General features: G+C 71.5%; 14 protein-coding genes and 2 pseudogenes. 12 read left to right on the forward strand and 4 right to left on the reverse strand.

All coding sequences use genetic code 11. The features are described 5' to 3' along the window. Positions 1-521 (reverse strand): annotated as a pseudogene (locus tag Ani05nite_RS09045) (hypothetical protein); the annotation flags it as partial. A 518-nt stretch (positions 522-1,039) separates the two neighbouring features. Here Ani05nite_RS09045 and ruvC point away from each other — a divergent pair. The 8 genes and pseudogenes from ruvC to Ani05nite_RS09085 all read left to right on the forward strand — a co-directional run bounded on the left by ruvC (position 1,040) and on the right by Ani05nite_RS09085 (position 10,283). After that, positions 1,040-1,579, forward strand: coding sequence for a crossover junction endodeoxyribonuclease RuvC (gene ruvC, locus Ani05nite_RS09050; RefSeq protein WP_203766755.1), 540 nt, complete (start codon positions 1,040-1,042; stop codon positions 1,577-1,579). Beyond that, positions 1,576-2,178, forward strand: coding sequence for a Holliday junction branch migration protein RuvA (ruvA, locus tag Ani05nite_RS09055; RefSeq protein WP_203766757.1), 603 nt, complete (start codon positions 1,576-1,578; stop codon positions 2,176-2,178). Before ruvC ends, ruvA begins: the two co-directional genes overlap by 4 nt. Further along, a complete protein-coding gene (gene ruvB, locus Ani05nite_RS09060; RefSeq protein WP_203766758.1) occupies positions 2,175-3,242 on the forward strand; it encodes a Holliday junction branch migration DNA helicase RuvB in 1,068 nt (355 codons plus the stop codon). Before ruvA ends, ruvB begins: the two co-directional genes overlap by 4 nt. A gap of 115 nt (positions 3,243-3,357) precedes the next feature. Further along, positions 3,358-3,690 (forward strand): annotated as a pseudogene (gene yajC / locus Ani05nite_RS09065) (preprotein translocase subunit YajC); the annotation flags it as partial. A 293-nt stretch (positions 3,691-3,983) separates the two neighbouring features. After that, positions 3,984-5,852, forward strand: coding sequence for a protein translocase subunit SecD (secD, locus tag Ani05nite_RS09070; RefSeq protein ID WP_203766779.1), 1,869 nt, complete (start codon positions 3,984-3,986; stop codon positions 5,850-5,852). A 1-nt stretch (position 5,853) separates the two neighbouring features. Further along, a complete protein-coding gene (secF, locus tag Ani05nite_RS09075) occupies positions 5,854-7,026 on the forward strand; it encodes a protein translocase subunit SecF (RefSeq protein ID WP_203766759.1) in 1,173 nt (390 codons plus the stop codon). 70 nt (positions 7,027-7,096) lie between these two features. Further along, the gene (locus Ani05nite_RS09080; RefSeq protein ID WP_203766760.1) at positions 7,097-7,657 is read left to right on the forward strand and encodes an adenine phosphoribosyltransferase; all 561 of its coding nucleotides are present in this window, start codon (positions 7,097-7,099) and stop codon (positions 7,655-7,657) included. Between the two features lie 160 nt (positions 7,658-7,817). Beyond that, positions 7,818-10,283 (forward strand): RelA/SpoT family protein, encoded by a 2,466-nt coding sequence (locus Ani05nite_RS09085; protein WP_203766761.1) that lies wholly within the window; start codon positions 7,818-7,820, stop codon positions 10,281-10,283. 39 nt (positions 10,284-10,322) lie between these two features. Here the strand turns inward: Ani05nite_RS09085 and Ani05nite_RS09090 are convergent, their stop codons facing one another. Further along, positions 10,323-11,675 carry a hypothetical protein gene (locus tag Ani05nite_RS09090; protein WP_203766763.1) on the reverse strand — a complete coding sequence of 451 codons (1,353 nt, stop codon included), beginning with the start codon at positions 11,673-11,675 and terminating at the stop codon, positions 10,323-10,325. A gap of 69 nt (positions 11,676-11,744) precedes the next feature. On the opposite strand from Ani05nite_RS09090, the gene Ani05nite_RS09095 reads away from it, so the two are divergent. Then, a complete protein-coding gene (locus Ani05nite_RS09095; protein ID WP_203766765.1) occupies positions 11,745-12,425 on the forward strand; it encodes a winged helix-turn-helix transcriptional regulator in 681 nt (226 codons plus the stop codon). A gap of 66 nt (positions 12,426-12,491) precedes the next feature. Here the strand turns inward: Ani05nite_RS09095 and Ani05nite_RS09100 are convergent, their stop codons facing one another. Further along, positions 12,492-13,319 carry a peptidylprolyl isomerase gene (locus tag Ani05nite_RS09100; RefSeq protein ID WP_203766767.1) on the reverse strand — a complete coding sequence of 276 codons (828 nt, stop codon included), beginning with the start codon at positions 13,317-13,319 and terminating at the stop codon, positions 12,492-12,494. 65 nt (positions 13,320-13,384) lie between these two features. Continuing rightward, the gene (locus Ani05nite_RS09105) at positions 13,385-14,269 is read right to left on the reverse strand and encodes a peptidylprolyl isomerase (protein ID WP_203766769.1); all 885 of its coding nucleotides are present in this window, start codon (positions 14,267-14,269) and stop codon (positions 13,385-13,387) included. A 165-nt stretch (positions 14,270-14,434) separates the two neighbouring features. On the opposite strand from Ani05nite_RS09105, the gene Ani05nite_RS09110 reads away from it, so the two are divergent. The 3 genes from Ani05nite_RS09110 to Ani05nite_RS09120 form a co-directional block, all read left to right on the forward strand. Next, the gene (locus Ani05nite_RS09110) at positions 14,435-15,133 is read left to right on the forward strand and encodes an MBL fold metallo-hydrolase (protein ID WP_203766771.1); all 699 of its coding nucleotides are present in this window, start codon (positions 14,435-14,437) and stop codon (positions 15,131-15,133) included. Positions 15,134-15,160: 27 nt separating this feature from the next. Then, on the forward strand, positions 15,161-16,492 hold the full coding sequence (hisS, locus tag Ani05nite_RS09115) for a histidine--tRNA ligase (protein WP_203766773.1): 1,332 nt from the start codon (positions 15,161-15,163) through the stop codon (positions 16,490-16,492). Between the two features lie 712 nt (positions 16,493-17,204). Then, a partial coding sequence (locus Ani05nite_RS09120) for a hypothetical protein (RefSeq protein WP_203766775.1) occupies positions 17,205-17,416 on the forward strand: 212 nt, incomplete at its 3' end.

Genomic DNA, 17,416 nt, shown 5'->3' on the forward strand with positions numbered 1-17,416 from the left:
GCGGCGGGGCGCTGGAACTGCGCGCTGGGCGCGGCCGGGCGCTGCAACTGTGCGCTGGGGGCGGCCGGGCGCTGGAACTGCGTGGCGGCGGGTGGGCGCTCGACCTGAGCAGTGGCGGTGGTCGTGCGGGAGGCCGTCGGTTCGCTCGCCGGGTCGGACCACGGCGGCGCGATCGGGGCGGGCGCCGGGTCGCCCTCGGCCGGGGACCGCCAGTCGGCGTCGCCCAGGACCCGGACCTCGACCGGGTAGATCTGGTCCTCGCGCCACTGCCTGGTCCGGGCCGTCAGGCGGCGGTCCAGGTATTCGGCGGCCGCGTCGCGGCGGGTGAGCCGGCCGAGCGGGGTCAGCCAGCGCCACCGCCCGGCCAGGTCGGTCAGAACCTGCATGGACAGCTCCGGCGCCGCGCGGTCGCCGCCGATCAGCCGGGCGGCCTCGCTGCGCAGCGCGGGGGAGCGGGCCACCACGAAGGCCAGGAACTCCGGCGGCGGCTCGTCGTCCATCGGCGGGATGAGGTGAGCCATGGCGACCTCCTGGTCCCATGGTCGGCGCACCCCCGGCCCCGCGCAAGCGGCCCGGGTGACCCGCCCGCGGCCGGTGCCGGAGCCCGGGGCCGGTGCCGGAGCCCGCGGCCGGTGCCGGTGCCCGCGGCCGGTGCCGGTGCCCGCGGCCGGTGCCGGTGCCGGTGCCTGCGGCCGGTGCCGAAGCTTGCGGCCGGTTCCAAAACCCGCGGCCGGTGCCGGGGCTGGGGCCGGAGCCCGCGGCCCGCGCCGCAGCCCGCGGCCCGCGCCGGAGCCCGCGGCCCGCGCCGGAGCCCGCGGCCCGCGCCGGAGCCGGCGGCCGGCGGGCCGTCCGGCAACCAGCGGGCGCGACGAGACCACGCACGGACCTCGCGTTCGGCGGGAGCGACGGTCCGCACCATGCAACCAGGCACGACATCTTGATCTTGACTTTGATTGATCTTCTCCGGGCACGTGTGTCGGCTGCGGCGCCTCCGCCCCCATCCCATAGGGTGTCGAACACACGTCCGAGGGGGGTTCTGGTGCGGGTGCTCGGCATCGACCCGGGGTTGACCCGGTGCGGCGTCGGCGTGGTCGAGGGCGTCCCCGGGCGGCCGGGCAAGCTCATCGGCTACTACGTCGTCTACTCCGAGCCCGACGAGGACATCGCGCTGCGGCTGCTGCACCTCGACAAGTCCCTCGGCGAGCTGGTCGCCGAGCACCGGCCCGACAGCGTCGCCGTCGAGCGGGTCTTCAGCCAGCACAACGTGCGCACCGTGATGGGCACCGCCCAGGCCAGCGCCGTCGCCATCCTGGCCGGGTCGCGGGCCGGGCTGCCCGTGCAGACCTACACGCCCAGCGAGGTCAAGGCTGCCGTCACCGGCTCCGGCACGGCCGGCAAGGCCCAGGTCACCGCCATGGTCACCCGGCTGCTCCAGCTCGACGCCCCGCCGCGCCCGGCCGACGCCGCCGACGCCCTGGCGCTGGCCATCTGTCACATCTGGCGCGGTGGCACCCGCGCCCGCATCCAGGCGGCCGCCCTGGCCGCCGCATCCGCTCGCAGGGGAGGACCCCGACGATGATCGCCAGCGTGCGCGGCGTGGTGGCCGCGATCGCCACCGACAGCGCCGTGATCGAGGTCGGCGGGGTCGGCCTGCAGGTGCAGTGCGCGCCCGCCACCCTGGCCGGGCTCCGCGCCGGCGCCGAGGCGCGGCTGTCGACCAGCATGGTCGTGCGCGAGGACTCGCTCACCCTGTACGGCTTCGCCGACGACGACGAGAAGCACCTGTTCGAGCTGCTCCAGACGGCCAGCGGGGTCGGCCCGCGGCTGGCCCAGGCGGTGCTCGCGGTGCACCAGCCCGAGGTCGTGCGGCGGGCGGTGTCCAGTGGGGACATCGCCACCCTGACCCGGGTGCCCGGGATCGGCAAGAAGGGCGCCGAGCGCCTCGTGCTGGAGCTGCGCGACCGCATCGGCGCGGTGTCCACCGGTCCCGACGGGGTGGCCGGCTCGCTCAGCGGCGGCTGGCAGGAGCAGGTGCGCCAGGGCGTCGTCGCCCTCGGCTGGTCGGCCCAGCAGGCCGACCAGGCGGTCGCCGCGGTCGCCGAGTCGATCGACGGTGAGGTGCCGGCGGTGCCGGTGCTGCTGCGCCAGGCGATCCGCCTGCTGGGACGCACCCGATGAGCGACGACGCCGAGGACCTGGTCTCGCCGTTCGCCGAGGACGCGGAGCTGGACGCCGAGGCCAGCGTCCGGCCCCGCCGGCTGGCCGACTTCATCGCCCAGCACCGGGTCCGCGATCAGCTGGAGCTGCTGCTCAAGGGCGCGATGGGCCGGGGTACGCCGCCCGACCACATCCTGCTGTCGGGGCCGCCCGGGCTCGGCAAGACGACCCTGGCCAACATCGTCGCCGCGGAGCTGGGCACCGGCATCCGCACCACCAGCGGCCCGGTCATCGAGCGCTCCGGCGACCTCGCGGCCATCCTCACCGGCCTGGCCGAGGGCGACGTGCTGTTCATCGACGAGATCCACCGCATCGCCAAGCCCGCCGAGGAGCTGCTCTACAGCGCCATGGAGGACTTCCGGGTGGACGTGGTCGTGGGCAAGGGGCCCGGGGCCACCGCCATCCCGCTCGACGTGGAGCCGTTCACGCTGGTCGGCGCGACCACCCGGGCCGGGTTGCTCTCCGGGCCGATGCGCGACCGGTTCGGCTTCGTGGCGCACCTCGACTTCTACTCGCCCGCCGACCTGGACGCGCTGCTGCACCGCTCGGCGCGCATCCTCGGCGTGCCGATCACCCCGGAGGGCGCGGCCGAGATCGCCGGGCGTTCCCGGGGCACCCCGCGCATCGCCAACCGGCTGCTGCGCCGGGTGCGCGACTACGCCGAGGTGCGCGGCGACGGCATCGTCGACGAGGGGACCGCCAAGGCCGCGCTGACCGTGTACGACGTCGATCAGCTCGGCCTGGACCGGCTGGACCGTGCGGTGCTGCGGGCGCTGATCGAGTCGTTCCGGGGCGGGCCGGTCGGGCTCTCGACGCTGGCCGTCGCGGTGGGGGAGCAGTCCGACACCGTGGAGGAGGTGTGCGAGCCGTTCCTGGTCCGGGCCGGGTTGCTCGCCCGTACGCCGCGGGGCCGGGTCGCCACCGACGCCGGCTGGAAGCACCTGGGCAAGCGGCCGCCGGAGGGCCGGGGTGTGCTCCCGCAGCAGCCTGACCTGTTCGCCCGGGATGCGGAAAGCTCTCCGTAATGTGAACGTGACGTGTGCCGCTGTCCGACTTCCCAGGTTGAGGGATTAGACTCGCCGCCGTTCGAACGGGATGTGGACATAGCCCCGTCGCGTGCCCCCATGGAAGGTCAACTTCGTGTATCTCGCAGCTCAAGCGCAGGGCGGTGGCAGTTTCACGCCGCTGCTTCTGATCGTCCTGCTCTTCGGCGTCATGTATTTCATGATGATCCGCCCGCAGCAGAAGCGGCGCCGTGAGGCCCAGCAGATGCAGTCCGCGCTCGGCGCCGGCGACGAGATCGTCACGATCGGCGGCCTGCACGCGACGGTGGTGGACGTGGCGGACGACGTGGTGACCGTGGAGATCTCGCCGGGGGTGCACGCCCGCTTCGCCCGTCCGGCGATCGCCCGGGTGGTCAAGCAGACGCCCGCCGACGAGGTCGTCGCCGACGACGAGCCGGTCGCCACCGACCCGGTCGACGAGCCCGCGCCGATCGAGAGCCCGGTCGTCGAGACCCGCAAGAACAACGACTGACGCACCGGCTGCCCGGGCCGGAAAAACGCCCTCGGCCGCGAGGCGGGGCAGCCGGGCGGCTCGTTGTTGTGAATAATCGTCGCCGGGCAAATCGGCCGGAAGCCCGCGTTCGCGGGTGACCGGCCGGATGCCCGCCCGCCCCCGGATTCATCCCCAGCGCCGCGCGCTCCCGCTGCGGCCGTAAAGCAACGAGGAGATCGACAGTCGTGGCACGACCACCACAGGGACAGATGCATCCCGGGCGGCAGCTCGCCGTGCTCGGTCTCCTCTTCGCCATCCTCTACGCGCTCGTCTTCTTCGGGGCGGGGGCCAAGGGCAGCATCCACGACCGGTTGCAGCCCAAGCTGGGCCTCGACCTCGTCGGCGGCACCCAGGCCACGTACGTGGCCTCGCTGCAGTCCAACGGCCAGCCGCCGCCGCAGACCAGCATGGAGGAGGCCCGCAAGATCATCGACCAGCGGGTCAACGCGCTGGGTGTGGCCGAGGCCGAGGTGGTCGTCGAGGGCAACCGCAACATCGTGGTGTCCGTGGCCGGCGAGGCCGACGACCAGCTCAAGAACGTCGGCCAGGCGGCGCAGATGCGCTTCCGCAAGGTGCTGAAGGCGACCGGCGACAACGCCGCCGTGGCGGCCAACCCGCCGACCGCGAGCGCCGCGCCCAGCGGTGGCGCCGCGCCCAGCGCGAGCGCCGGCACCGCCCCGAAGGTCACCGGCAGCGCCGCGCCGTCGGCGTCCACCGGCGGCCAGGGCGGCGGCGAGAAGGCCCCGAGCCCGAGCGCGACCCCGTCCGCCCCCGCGCCGACCCCGTCGGCCTCCGCCGCGGCGCCGGCGCCGGTCACGACCGACGTCAAGGAGCAGCGCGCGGCCATCGAGAAGAAGGTCGGCCCGGCCGCCTGGGCGGCGGCCGAGAAGCTGACCGACCCGGTGGACCTGTCCACCAACCCGGCCGCCGGGCTGCCGTTCAAGGCCTTCGGCACGCTCACCGGCCTCGAGGTCAACGCGCTGACGCCGGAGATGCAGTTCAACGTCCCGACGATCGGCTGCGAGAACCAGCTCGACAAGCGGCCCAACGGCGCCATCGACGCGATCAACCAGAAGGTCGTGGCCTGCCAGAGCGGCGCCAAGATGTACCTGGACGTCGCCAAGGTGGTCGGCACCGACATCGACACCGCCACCCCGCAGCTCGACCAGCAGCAGGGCCAGTGGGTCGTCTCGCTGGACTTCACCAGCGACGGCCAGTCCAAGTGGACGGCGCTCACCCGGGAGGCGTTCCAGCCGGCCGCTGACGACACCTGCGTGGCCGCCGCGCAGGCGCTGTCCACCGGCGCCACGCACTGCCTGGTCGCCGTGGTGCTCGACAAGACGGTCATCTCCGCCCCGGAGATCCAGGGCGTGCTGACCGGCCAGTCGCAGATCACCGGCCAGTTCAACGCGGGGTCGGCCAAGGAGCTGGCCGACCAGATCAAGTACGGCGCGCTGCCGGTCACCTTCGAGCCGGCCGCCACCCAGTCGGTCTCCGCGACGCTGGGCAAGCAGCAGCTGGAGGCGGGCCTGCTGGCCGCCGCGATCGGCATGGCGCTGGTGGCGATCTACTCGTTCTTCTACTACCGGCTGCTGGGCACGGTCATCTTCCTGAGCCTGATCCTGTCCGGCCTGCTGACCTTCGGCGCGCTGGTCGTGCTGGGCCGGGCGACGGGCTTCACGCTGACCTTGGCGGGCATAGCCGGCTTCATCGTCTCGCTCGGTGTGGCGGCGGACTCGTTCGTCATCTACTTCGAGCGGCTCAAGGACGAGATCCACGAGGGGCGCAGCGCGCGCAGCGCCGTCCCGCGGGCCTGGGCCCGGGCCCGGCGTACCATCATCTCCGCGAACACCATCACCATCATGGCGGCGGTGGTGCTCTACATCGTGTCGATCGGCGCGGTGAAGGGGTTCGCCTTCGCGCTGGGTCTGTCCACGATCCTGGACCTGGTCGTGGTGTTCCTCTTCCGGCACCCGATCATGACCTTGTTCGCCAACACGAAGGCGTTCATGTCGCCGCGGGTCAGCGGCCTCGGCCGCGCCCTCAAGCGCGCCCCGACCGACGTCAAGGAGGCCTGACATGGCCAGCAAGGGTTTTGCCGATCGCCTGTACCGCGGCGAGGCGAACCTGAACATCGTCGGCCGGCGCAAGCTGTGGTTCGCCATCGCCTCCGCCCTGGTGCTGGTCGCGCTGGGCAGCTTCCTGATCCGGGGCTTCCACCTCGGCATCGAGTTCGCCGGCGGCACCCAGTTCGTGATCCCGGCCAGTGTCGGCACCCAGGCCGAGGCGCAGAGCGCGGTGGCCCGGGCGGTCGAGAGCGCCGGCGTGGCCGAGGCGGCGAACATCGGCGCGGCGCAGAAGGTCGGCAACGGCCCGGACGCGACGTACACGGTCCGCACCGCGGCGCTGAGCCAGGACGAGTCCAGCGCCGTGAAGGAGGCGCTGGTCAAGGACCTCAAGGTGCCGGCGGGCGACATCAGCGACAACCGGGTCTCGGCCGCCTGGGGCACCCAGGTGACCCAGCAGGCCCTGCTCGGCCTGGGCATCTTCCTGGTGCTGGTGCTCGGCTACCTGGTGGTGCGGTTCGAGTGGCGGATGGCGGTCGCGGCCGTGATGTCGCTGCTGCTCGACCTGGTGCTGACGGCGGGCGTCTACTCGCTGGTCGGCTTCGAGGTGACGCCGTCCACGGTGATCGGCTTCCTGACGATCCTGGGCTTCTCGCTCTACGACGTGGTCGTGGTGTTCGACAAGGTGCAGGAGAACACCCGCGGCATCACCGCGAGCGGTACCCAGACGTACAGCGAGGCGACCAACCTCGCCGTGAACCAGACCCTGATGCGCTCGATCAACACCGGTCTGGTGGCGCTGCTGCCGGTCGGCGGCCTGCTCTTCATCGGCGCCGGTCTGCTCGGCGCCGGCTCGCTGAAGGACCTCGGCCTGGTGCTGTTCGTCGGCATGGGGCTCGGCGTGCTCTCCTCGATCATGTTCGCGGCCCCGATGCTGTCCGCGCTCAAGGACCAGGAGCCGCGGATCAAGTCGCACACCGCCCGGGTCCTGGCCCGGCGCTCCGGCGCCCGGTCGGGCGACGTGGCCCGCGGCGAGCGCGCCCGCACGGCCAACACGACCCCGTCCGACGAGGTGCCGGCCCTGGCCGGGTCCACGCCCCGCCCCGGGGTGCGTCCCGCCGCCAAGCGCAACAACCCGCGCGGCGGCGCGGGCAACCGGCCCAGCGGCGGCCAGAAGCGCCGCTGAGCATCCGCACGTCCCGCCCGGCCCGCCACCGCTTCGGTGGCGGGCCGTCGGCCTGTCTAGGCTGTGCCGCGTGACCCAGACTGATGAGGTACGCGGGGACAGCGGTCCCGAGGTGGCGGCGCTGGTGGCCAGCCGGGTCGTGGACGTGCCCGACTTCCCGAAACCGGGCATCGTGTTCAAGGACCTGATGCCGCTGTTCTCCGACGGCCCGGTGTTCCGCCGGATGATCGACGGGATCGTGGCGTACCACGGCGCCGACTCGTTCGACGTGGTGGCGGGCGTGGAGGCGCGCGGGTTCGTGATCGCCGCGGCGATGGCCTACGCCACCGGCAAGGGCGTCGTGCCGGTCCGCAAGGCCGGCAAGCTGCCCCGCCGCACCCACTCGGCGTCCTACGAGCTGGAGTACGGCGAGGCCACCCTCGAGGTGCACGAGGACGCGTTCGTGGCCGGGCAGCGGGTGCTGGTGGTCGACGACGTGCTGGCCACCGGCGGCACGGCCGGGGCGGCGCTGGAGCTGGTCGAGCGGGCCGGCGGCATCGTCTCCGGCTTCACGGTGCTGATGGAGCTGAGCTTCCTGGAGGGCCGCCGGCGGCTGGCGCCGCGTACGGTCCATGCTCTGCTGACCGTTTGATCCGTATCTGCCCCGGGTCCCGCTGCGGTTCCGGCGGCTCGGGCCGGGTCATCGGGGAAGGGCGGACGGGTAGGATGGCGTTCTCATCAAGGTGAGCAATGGTGGTGGACCGGACCGGTCGAGGATGACCGGTGGTCCCGGCGATGGTGTGAGGAGGCCGGTGTCCAGCGACGTCGCCCCTCCGACGGAGGGCACGGAGCAGCCGACCGGCGCGAAGGCGTCCGAGCAGGCTGAGCAAGCCCCGAAGGCTCAACCCCCGGGCACCCGGGCCCCGAAGTCCGAGGCCCCGGCCACCGGGGAGGCGCACGACCTCGAGGCCACCCAGCCGCTGTCCCCGGCCGACGAGCCGACCAGCGGTTTCGGCCTGGCCAGCGCGCCCACCGGGCGGCGGGTCCGGGCCCGGCTCGCGCGGTTCAACGCCCCCTGGCAGAGCACCCAGGTCAGCGAGGTCCTCGAGCCCCTGATCGCGACCCACCGGGCCAGCCACCCCAAGGCGGACGGGCGGGCGCTGCAGCGGGCCTTCGACGTCGCCGCCCGCTGGCACTCGGGGCAGTACCGCAAGTCCGGTGACCCGTACATCACCCACCCGCTCGCGGTCGCCACCATCCTGGCCAACCTCGGCATGGACACCACCACGCTGGTCGCGGCCCTGCTGCACGACACGATCGAGGACACCGACTACGGCCTGGAGCAGATGAAGGCCGATTTCGGGGCCGAGGTCGCGCTGCTGGTCGACGGCGTCACCAAGCTCGACCGGGTCAAGCTGGGCGACGCGGCCAAGGCCGAGACGATCCGCAAGATGGTCGTCGCGATGGCCAAGGACCCCCGGGTGCTGGTGATCAAGCTGGCCGACCGGCTGCACAACATGCGTACCCTGACCTTCCTGCCGCGGCCCAAGCAGGAGCAGAAGGCCAAGGAGACGCTGGAGATCCTGGCCCCGCTGGCCCACCGCCTCGGCATGAACACGATCAAGTGGGAGCTCGAGGACCTCGCCTTCGGCACGCTGTTCCCGAAGCGGTTCGAGGAGATCAACCGCCTGATCGGCGAGCACCAGCCGCAGCGCGAGGCGCTGCTGCGGCAGGTCACCCAGCGGGTGCAGCTCGACCTGAAGTCGGCGAAGATCAAGGCCGAGACCACCGGCCGGCCCAAGCACCTGTACTCGATCTACCAGAAGATGATCGTCCGGGGTCGCGACTTCAACGACATCTACGACCTGGTCGGCGTGCGCATCCTGGTCGACACGGTCCGCGACTGCTACGCCGCGCTGGGCGTCATCCACGCGAACTGGCAGCCGGTGCCGGGCCGGTTCAAGGACTACATCGCGATGCCGAAGTTCAACATGTACCAGTCGTTGCACACGACGGTCATCGGCCCGACCGGCAAGCCGGTCGAGATGCAGATCCGGACCTTCGCGATGCACCGTACGGCCGAGTTCGGCATCGCCGCGCACTGGAAGTACAAGGAGCAGAAGGGCGCCACGATCGTCGGCCCGCCCGCGCACATCGACGAGATGACGTGGCTGCGGCAGCTGCTGGACTGGCAGCGCGAGGCGAGCGACCCCAGCGAGTTCCTGGACGCGCTGCGCTTCGACCTGTCCAGCCAGGAGGTGTACGTCTTCACCCCCAAGGGCGACGTCATCCCGCTGCCGACCGGTTCGACGCCGGTGGACTTCGCGTACGCGGTGCACACCGAGGTCGGCCACAAGACCATCGGCGCCCGGGTGAACGGCAAGCTGGTGCCGCTGGAGTCGACGCTGTCCAACGGCGACGTCATCGAGATCTTCACCTCGAAGTCGGCCACGGCCGGCCCGACCCAGGACTGGCTCGGCTTCGTCAAGAGCCCCCGCGCGCGCACCAAGATCCGCCAGTACTTCAACAAGGAGCGCCGCGAGGAAGCGATCGAGGACGGCAAGGAGGCGATCGTCAAGGCGATGCGCAAGCAGGGTCTGCCCCTGCAGCGCATGCTGACGAGCGACAACCTGACCACCATCGCCCGCGACCTGCACCTGGCCGACGTCGCGTCGCTGTACGCGGCGGTCGGCGAGAGCACGGTCTCGGCCCAGTCGGTCGTGCAGAAGCTCGTCGCCGGCTTCGGCGGCGAGGAGGGCGCGGTCGAGGACATCGCCGAGACCGCCGTCGCCACCCGGCCGCCGCGCAACCGCAGCACCGCCCAGGACCCGGGCGTGGTGGTCAAGGACGTCAGCGACGTCTGGGTGAAGCTGGCCCGCTGCTGCACCCCGGTGCCGGGCGACGCCGTGTTCGGCTTCGTGACCCGCTCCGGGGGCGTCAGCGTGCACCGCGAGGACTGCGCCAACGCCGAGGACCTGCGCGAGCAGAGCGAACGCGTGGTCGAGGTGAGCTGGAAGCCGACGTCGGCGTCGACGTTCCTGGTGGCGATCCAGGTGGAGGCGCTGGACAGGCACAAGCTGCTGGCCGACGTGACCCGGGTGCTCTCCGAGGAACGGGTCAACATCCTGTCGGCAACGGTCACCACCACCCGGGACCGGGTGGCGGTCAGCCGGTTCACCTTCGAGATGGCCGACCCGAAACACCTGGGCCACCTGGTCGCCGCGGTGCGCAAGGTGGACGGCGTGTTCGACGCGTACCGGGTGACTTCGGGCGCCTGACCGGCCGGGCGCCGCGCAGCGACGACCCGCTGGTGATCCCTACAGCGGGAACACGGCGCTGCGCAGCCGAACCAGGCCCGGGTTCGTCCAGCGGCACCGCTCGATGAGGACGTCCCTCATGTCGGCAGCCGGCGGAACGCAGTTCGAACCGGCCTTCCAGTCGGCCACCGCCGCGCCGAGCGGCGTGTCCTCGTGCAGCACGTTGTTCATGAACATGTCGTGGGTCGGCGAAACCTTCGGTAACGCGGACAGCGTGCCACTGTGCGAGAACCAGTTCCGTTCGAGCCGGAACGGCAGCCTGGTTCGCAGGATGGCGCCCGCATCCTCCGGGTTGTAGGGATGCATGAAGGAGATGATGTTCGAGCGCAGCGTCACCTCCCGGTCGCCCTGACGGGGGTCGGTCACCTTCCCGACGCCCTCGACGGGGTGGTCCAGATCGCGCACGACTTCGTGGAACGCGATCGGGCAGTCGAAGATGACGTTGTGGGCGAAGAGGAGTCGTTGCGCTCCCCGGTGGATGGTGACGGCGGCGCCGTCGGATCGTTGGGCGGAGCCCGGCTCCGGTGTGCGGAAGCCCCAGATGCGGTTGTGGACGAACTCGAGCGGCTGCGTCCTGGTTCGCGGACCGGCCTTGATGTCGATGCCGTTCTCGGCGGTCGCGTAGATCCGGGTAGCTCGCTGGATGTGGCGCGCCTCGGTCAGGTAGATGTCGTTGCCCTCCACGACCAGATCAAGGCATTCCTGGTACGGGTCGGGGCCGTGGTCGTCCCAGGTGACGCCCACGCCGTCGCCGCAGTCGTAGATCTCGTTGTCGAGGACCCGGTTGCCGACGTTGGGTTCCTCGTCCACCGCTATCAGGACGGCGATCACGTCGTGGGTGGGTGACCAGGCCCGGCGGATCACGCACTGCTGCACGGTGCAGTGGTTCCCGACGAGCCGTATCGTGTTGACTCTGTCGACGTCCTCGATCAGCAACGAGTCGAAGGTGATGTGTTCGGCGCCTCGCCGGACGACCGACCCGGCCAGATCGGGCCCGCGAATGGTCAAACCGTGCACGGCCCAGTGGGAGGCCCCGGAGGCGAACTGGAATCCTTGGGTCAGCGCCTCGTCGCCTATGCGCTCCCACGGGCGCTTCGCGGGGTCGACGAACCGAACGAGCCGTCGGTGGCCGGCCCGGTTGCCTTGTCTGATGACGCACGTGCCCCAGTCCCGGTAATCGCCGGGCTCGAGAACCAGGTCCGTGTGGTCCGGGGCCGTCTCGAAGGCCGCCTCCCAATGGGCGAAGTCATGGGGCCGGAGCACGAACGACGGCCGGCCGACCGCTTCGACCTCCGGCAGCGGGTCGACCAGAGGGCTGGAAGCTAGCGCAATTGTCTGGGTCATGCCGGTCACGCTAGAAGCCACGACCGATGGTCAGAAGTTCGAGTTTCGAACCGAGCGGGCAGGTGCCAGGGTGAACAGATGCGCAGTTACGGCCAGTACTGTCCCGTCGCCAAGGCGTCGGAACTGCTCGGCGACCGCTGGATCCTGCTGATCGTGCGGGAGATGCTGTACGGCCCGCACCGGTTCACCGCACTCGAACGGGGGCTGCCCGGCATCTCCCGTTCGGTGCTCGCGGCCCGGCTCAAACGCCTGCAACGGGACGGCATCGTCTGCCGCCAGTCCGACGGCCGGTACGCCTTCACCGCCGCGGGTGAGGCGCTGCGGCCCGTCGTGGGTGTTCTCGGTGACTGGGTGGCTCACTGGGTAATGGCCGACCCGACGCCGGCCGAGCTCGACCCGCAACTGTTGATGCTGTTCATCTCGCGGCACGTCGACCAGGCGATGCTGCCGCCGGGCCGGACCGTCATCGAGTTCTCGTTCCTCGGCCCGGCGGCCCGCCGGATCTGGATGACCCTGGAACCGTCCGACGTGTCGGTCTGTCCCGCCGACCCGCAGTTGCCGATCGACCTCACCGTGACCAGCACGGTCGCCGACCTTTACCGCGTCTACATCGGCCGCACCACGCTCGCCGCCGCGCTGCGCGCCGACCGGGTGCGGCTCTGCGGCACCTCGGAGATGGTCAGGGGGTTCCACCGCTGGATGCTGTGGAGCGGTTTCGCCCCGGCCACCCGGGCCGGTCTGGCCGCGGTGTCCGCCTGAGGTTCACCCGAGCCCCGGCATGCAAAAAGGCGGACCCCGCAGGGTCCGCCTTTCCGATCGACCGGACTAACCCTTGGCCATGGTCAGGGTCTTGATGGTGATCTCCTTCTTGGGATGACCATCACCCTGCCCGTTGGCGTTGTCGCTGCCGGCCTTGGCCACGCTCTCGACGATGTCGAGCCCCTTGGTGATCGTGCCCACGACCGTGTAGTCGGGCGGCAGGTCCGTGTCCTCGTAGACGATGAAGAACTGGCTGCCCGTCGTGCTGGGCTCCGAGGTCTTCGCCATGGCCAGGGTGCCCTTCGGGTACGCCGGCTTGGCGTTGGTGGGCAGGTTCTCCTCCGCGTAGCGGAAGCTCGGGCCACCGGAGCCGTCGCTCTGCCGCCAGCCCTTGCCGGTGGCGGTCGGGTCGCCGCACTGCAGCACCTTGATGCCCGCGGTGGTGAGGCGGTGGCACTTGGTGTTGTCCCAGAACTTCTTGCTCGACAGGTACGTGAACGCCTCGGCGGTGCACGGCGCCTTGCTCATGTCCACCGCGGCCGTGATGGCGCCGAGGTTGGTGTCCATGGTGAGCGTGGACCGGCCCATGTTGGGGGCGTTGAGCGCCGGCGTGCCGACGTCCTTGACCTTGCTGCCCGTGCTGCCGTCCTCCGGGATCCACGTGCAGGCCACGGTGCCGGGGGGCGGGGCGGCCGCGGAGGTCGACTTCTTGTCGTCGTCGCCCAGTGCGGCGACGATCCACACCGCGACGCCCGCGATCACCACGACCGCGAGGGCCGAGCCGATAATGGCCTGCCGCTGCCGGCGCTTGCGCGCGGCAGTGGCCCGCTCGGCCATCTCCTTCTCCAGCCGGGCCCGCGCCGCCGCGCGCTGCCGGTCCTTGATCGACGACACGGTGTTCCTCCTGTATGCCTCGGTGCGGTGAGGGGATGTCTGCAGACGATTGTCGTCCGGAAAGCTCAGGACTGGCTGGACGCCGAGGGGGCGGCCGAGGGTGCGACGGCGGGGGCGGTGCTGGGTTCGCCGACGGTGATGCTCTGCACGGTGATCTTGTCCTTCGGGGTGACCTTGTCGCCGGCGCTGTTCGCGACGGTGGGGATCTTGCCGAGCTTGGCCACCGTGTCCAGGCCGCCGGTGACCGTTCCGACGATCGGGTACTGCGGTTCCGCCTTGGGGGTGAAATCCTTGTAGAAGATCAGGAACTGGCTGCCGTTGGCGCCGGGCGGGTTGCCGATCATCGCCACGGTCCCCTTCGGGTAGACCGGCGGCGCCGCCGGCTTCGCCGCGGCCGAGGCGCTGGGCTGCGGCGCCGGGGCCTGCGGCAGGTTCTCGTTGTAGACCGTGTACGACGGCCCGCCCTGCCCGGTGCCCTTCGGGTCGCCGCAGCGGATCGCGCCCTCGGCGGTGATCTCGTGGCAGGTGGTGTTGTCGAAGAACTGCTTGCCCGCCAGGTAGGCCAGGCTCGCGCTGGTGCACGGCGCGCCGGCCAGGTCCAGCGTGACCACGATCGGGGCGCCCTTGTCGGTGGTGATCGTCATCGGCCGGGTGCCCTCGGTGGGGATGCCGCTCTTGGGCGGCTGACCGACGTCCTTGAGGTCCGGGTTCGAGGCCGCGTTCTGCGGGGTCCACGCGCACACCTCGGAGGCGGTCGGGTCGACCGGCTCGTCGTTGTCGAACGCGCCGCCGAGCCACGCCACCCCGCCCACGATCAGGGCCAGCGCCAGTGCCGCGCCGAGCCCGGCCTGGATCTGCCGCCGCCGGCGCTGCCGGCCCGCCCGGCGGGCCAGCTGCCGGTCGAGCTTCTCCCGCGCCAGTTTCCGCGCCCGGTCCCTGCTGGAAGCCACCGAGTGCTCCCCTTCCTTAAACTCTTGTCGCGTGCGCCACGCCACACGCCCGCAAGAGTGTACGGGTAACCGCTGGGAATGTGGTGTGCGAGGTTCCGTCACGGTGTGTACGGTGCGTCCCGCTAGGCTTCGCGGGGGAGAACGACCGGGAGAGAGGGGTGCGCAGTGCTCGTCACCGGCTTTCCGGCCGACGCCTTCGGCACCAACTGCTACGTCGTGGCCGCCGGCCCGGGCGAGCAGTGCCTGGTGGTCGATCCGGGCATCGGTGTGCTGGACCGCCTCGACGAGGTGCTGGCGCAGCACCGGCTGCACCCGGCCGCGGTGCTGCTCACCCACGGCCACCTGGACCACACGTTCTCCGTCGCGCCGGTCTGCGGCGCGCGGGGCATCACGGCGTACGTGCACCCCGCCGACCGGGAGATGCTCGCCGACCCGGCCAAGGGCCTGAGTGTCGACCTGACCGAGCTGTTCGGCGGCCGGCTGCCCTACACCGAGCCCGAGGACGTCGCGGAGCTGACCGACGGGGCCACGCTGAGCCTCGCCGGGCTGGAGATCACCGTCGACCACGCGCCCGGCCATACCGGCGGGTCGGTGCTCTTCCGGCTGCCCGGCGCCGGCTCGTCCTGGGACGCGGACCAGATCTGCCTCTCCGGTGACGTGCTCTTCGCCGGTTCGATCGGCCGCACCGACCTGCCGGGCGGAAACACCGACACGATGCTGGTCAGCCTGCGGGACAAGATCCTGCCGCTGGCCGACGACACCGTCGTGCTGCCCGGCCACGGACCGGAAACGACCATCGGCCGCGAGCGCCTGGCGAACCCGTACCTGCGGGATCTGACCGGCGCGCCGGGCCGGGGTCTCTGAGACCTTTCCCGCGAGGAGAACAGCACCATGAGCAAGCCCACGCCGCTGTCCGGCTTCCCGGAGTGGCTGCCCGCGCAGCGGATGATCGAGCAGGACGTCATCGCGCGCATCCGCGCGACCTTCGAGCTGTACGGCTTCGCGCCGCTGGAGACCCGCGCCGTCGAGCCGCTGGACCAGCTGCTGCGCAAGGGGGAGACCTCCAAGGAGGTGTACGTCCTGCGCCGCCTGCAGGAGGACCCGGGCGCCCAGTCCGACGACTCGCTGGGGCTGCACTTCGACCTGACCGTGCCGTTCGCCCGCTTCGTGCTGGAGAACAGCGGCAAGCTGCAGTTCCCGTTCCGGCGCTACCAGATCCAGAAGGTGTGGCGCGGCGAACGCCCGCAGGAGGGCCGCTACCGCGAGTTCCTGCAGGCCGACATCGACGTGGTGGACCGCGACACGCTGCCGTTCCACTACGACACCGAGATGCCGCTGGTGATAGGGGACGCGTTCGCCTCACTGCCCATCCCGAAGGCGACGATCCTGGTCAACAACCGCAAGGTCTGCGAGGGCTTCTACCGCGGGCTGGGCCTGGCGGATCCCGACCAGGTGCTGCGTACCGTCGACAAGCTCGACAAGATCGGCCCGGAGAAGGTGACCGCCCTGCTGGTCGAGACCGCCGGGGCGACCGACGCCCAGGCGAAGGCCTGCCTGCAGCTGGCCTCGATCTCGGCCACCGACGGCTCCTTCGTGGACGCGGTCCGCGCCCTCGGCGTCGACAACCCGCTGCTGGACGAGGGCCTCGAGGAACTGGTCCGGGTCGTGGACGCGGGCGCCGAGCACGCGCCGGGCCTGATCCGCGCCGAACTCAAGATCGCCCGCGGCCTGGACTACTACACCGGCACGGTCTACGAGACCCAGCTGCAGGGCTACGAGCGGTTCGGCTCGATCTGCTCCGGCGGCCGCTACGAGAACCTGGCCACCGCGGGCAACGAGCGCTTCCCGGGCGTCGGCATCTCGATCGGCGTGTCCCGCATGCTGGGGCTGCTGTTCGGCCACAACGCCCTGACGGCCTCGCGCAGCGTGCCGACGTGCGTCGTGGTGGCCCTGCCGGCCGAGGAGCTGCGCCCGGCCTGCGACCGGACCGCCCAGGCGCTGCGCCGGCGCGGGGTGCCCACCGAGGTGGCCCCGTCGGCGGCGAAGTTCGGCAAGCAGATCCGCTTCGCCGAGCGGCGCGGGATCCCGTACGTCTGGTTCCCGGGCGCGGACGGGGCGGCGGACACGGTCAAGGACATCCGGTCGGGGGAGCAGGTCGAGGCGGACGCGGCGAGCTGGATGCCGCCGGGCGAGGATCTCCACCCGGTGATCTCCGGGGCCTGAGGGGTCGTTCTTCCTCAGGTCGTGCCTGATTGCATGGTGCTGACCGTCGCTCCCGCCGAACGCGAGGTCCGTGCGTTGTTCCATCCGGCTCGGTCGGACTCGATCGCGCCGGGGACATCGCCGCACCGGGCCGTGCGGGGGTACGGGCGGCTGCTGATGTTTCCGTGCTCGCAGGCCCTTCCGCACCCCGCACGGCCCTGTTCGCTCGGATCTGGGTGACTTCGCCGCGAGGGTCTGCGCGTATCAAGATTCGTTCTCGGGACGGGCTTGTCGGCGTTCTGAGGTGCTCGCCGGCTTGCCGCGGTGAATCTTGAGGCGCTGGGCCGTGGCAACCGACCGCTTTCTCCAAGATTCGCGCGGGCAACGTTGGGGCTGCCCGAGCTATCTGGCTGATCGACCGGGCCGCCGCTCTACCCCACCCGATCTGCTCATGCTCGAGCATCGACAACCGTGCCGCCATCACCTCACCTCAACAAGCCCGAGGTGGTGCAGCCACCGGTTGAGCCCAAGCAACCGCCTTGCTCTCTCCAAGATCCGCGGAGGTGGAGGGGCGGCCGGGCACCGTTGGGGCTTCCATCCTGCTGTTCCAGCCGCTGCCTGGCGGCCGCCGGGTGGGAGCGTGCCGCCATCCGGGAGTTCCACCTCGGATGGCGCGACGGCGGCGATCGTGTCGAGGCGGGTCCCGCGACGAGCTTGCCGCCTGGGGGCTTGCGTGTCGAGCCCGGTCATGCGGGCCTGCGTCGAGCGGGCGGCCCTGTCCGCATCGCCGCACCGAGCCCTGATCGGCTCGCCGCTGCACCGGATGCTGACGCTGCTGCTGATCTTCACTTTCTGCTCGGGTACGGGCGGCTGTCGTCCGCTACCGGTGTGCCCGTGCCGCTACCGGGGTGCTCGTGCGGCTACCGGGGTGCTCGTGCGGCTACC

It is taken from the genome of Actinoplanes nipponensis, from assembly GCF_016862275.1.
GTDB lineage: Bacteria > Actinomycetota > Actinomycetes > Mycobacteriales > Micromonosporaceae > Actinoplanes > Actinoplanes nipponensis.

What these genes read in the sequence shown, in the direction of transcription:
- ruvA (WP_203766757.1), top strand. Translation starts at nt 1,576, where the DNA reads ATGATCGCCAGCGTGCGCGGCGTGGTGGCCGCGATCGCCACCGACAGC.
- ruvB (WP_203766758.1), top strand. Translation starts at nt 2,175, where the DNA reads ATGAGCGACGACGCCGAGGACCTGGTCTCGCCGTTCGCCGAGGACGCG.
- secD (WP_203766779.1), top strand. Translation starts at nt 3,984, where the DNA reads ATGCATCCCGGGCGGCAGCTCGCCGTGCTCGGTCTCCTCTTCGCCATC.
- secF (WP_203766759.1), top strand. Translation starts at nt 5,854, where the DNA reads ATGGCCAGCAAGGGTTTTGCCGATCGCCTGTACCGCGGCGAGGCGAAC.
- Ani05nite_RS09095 (WP_203766765.1), top strand. Translation starts at nt 11,745, where the DNA reads ATGCGCAGTTACGGCCAGTACTGTCCCGTCGCCAAGGCGTCGGAACTG.
- hisS (WP_203766773.1), top strand. Translation starts at nt 15,161, where the DNA reads ATGAGCAAGCCCACGCCGCTGTCCGGCTTCCCGGAGTGGCTGCCCGCG.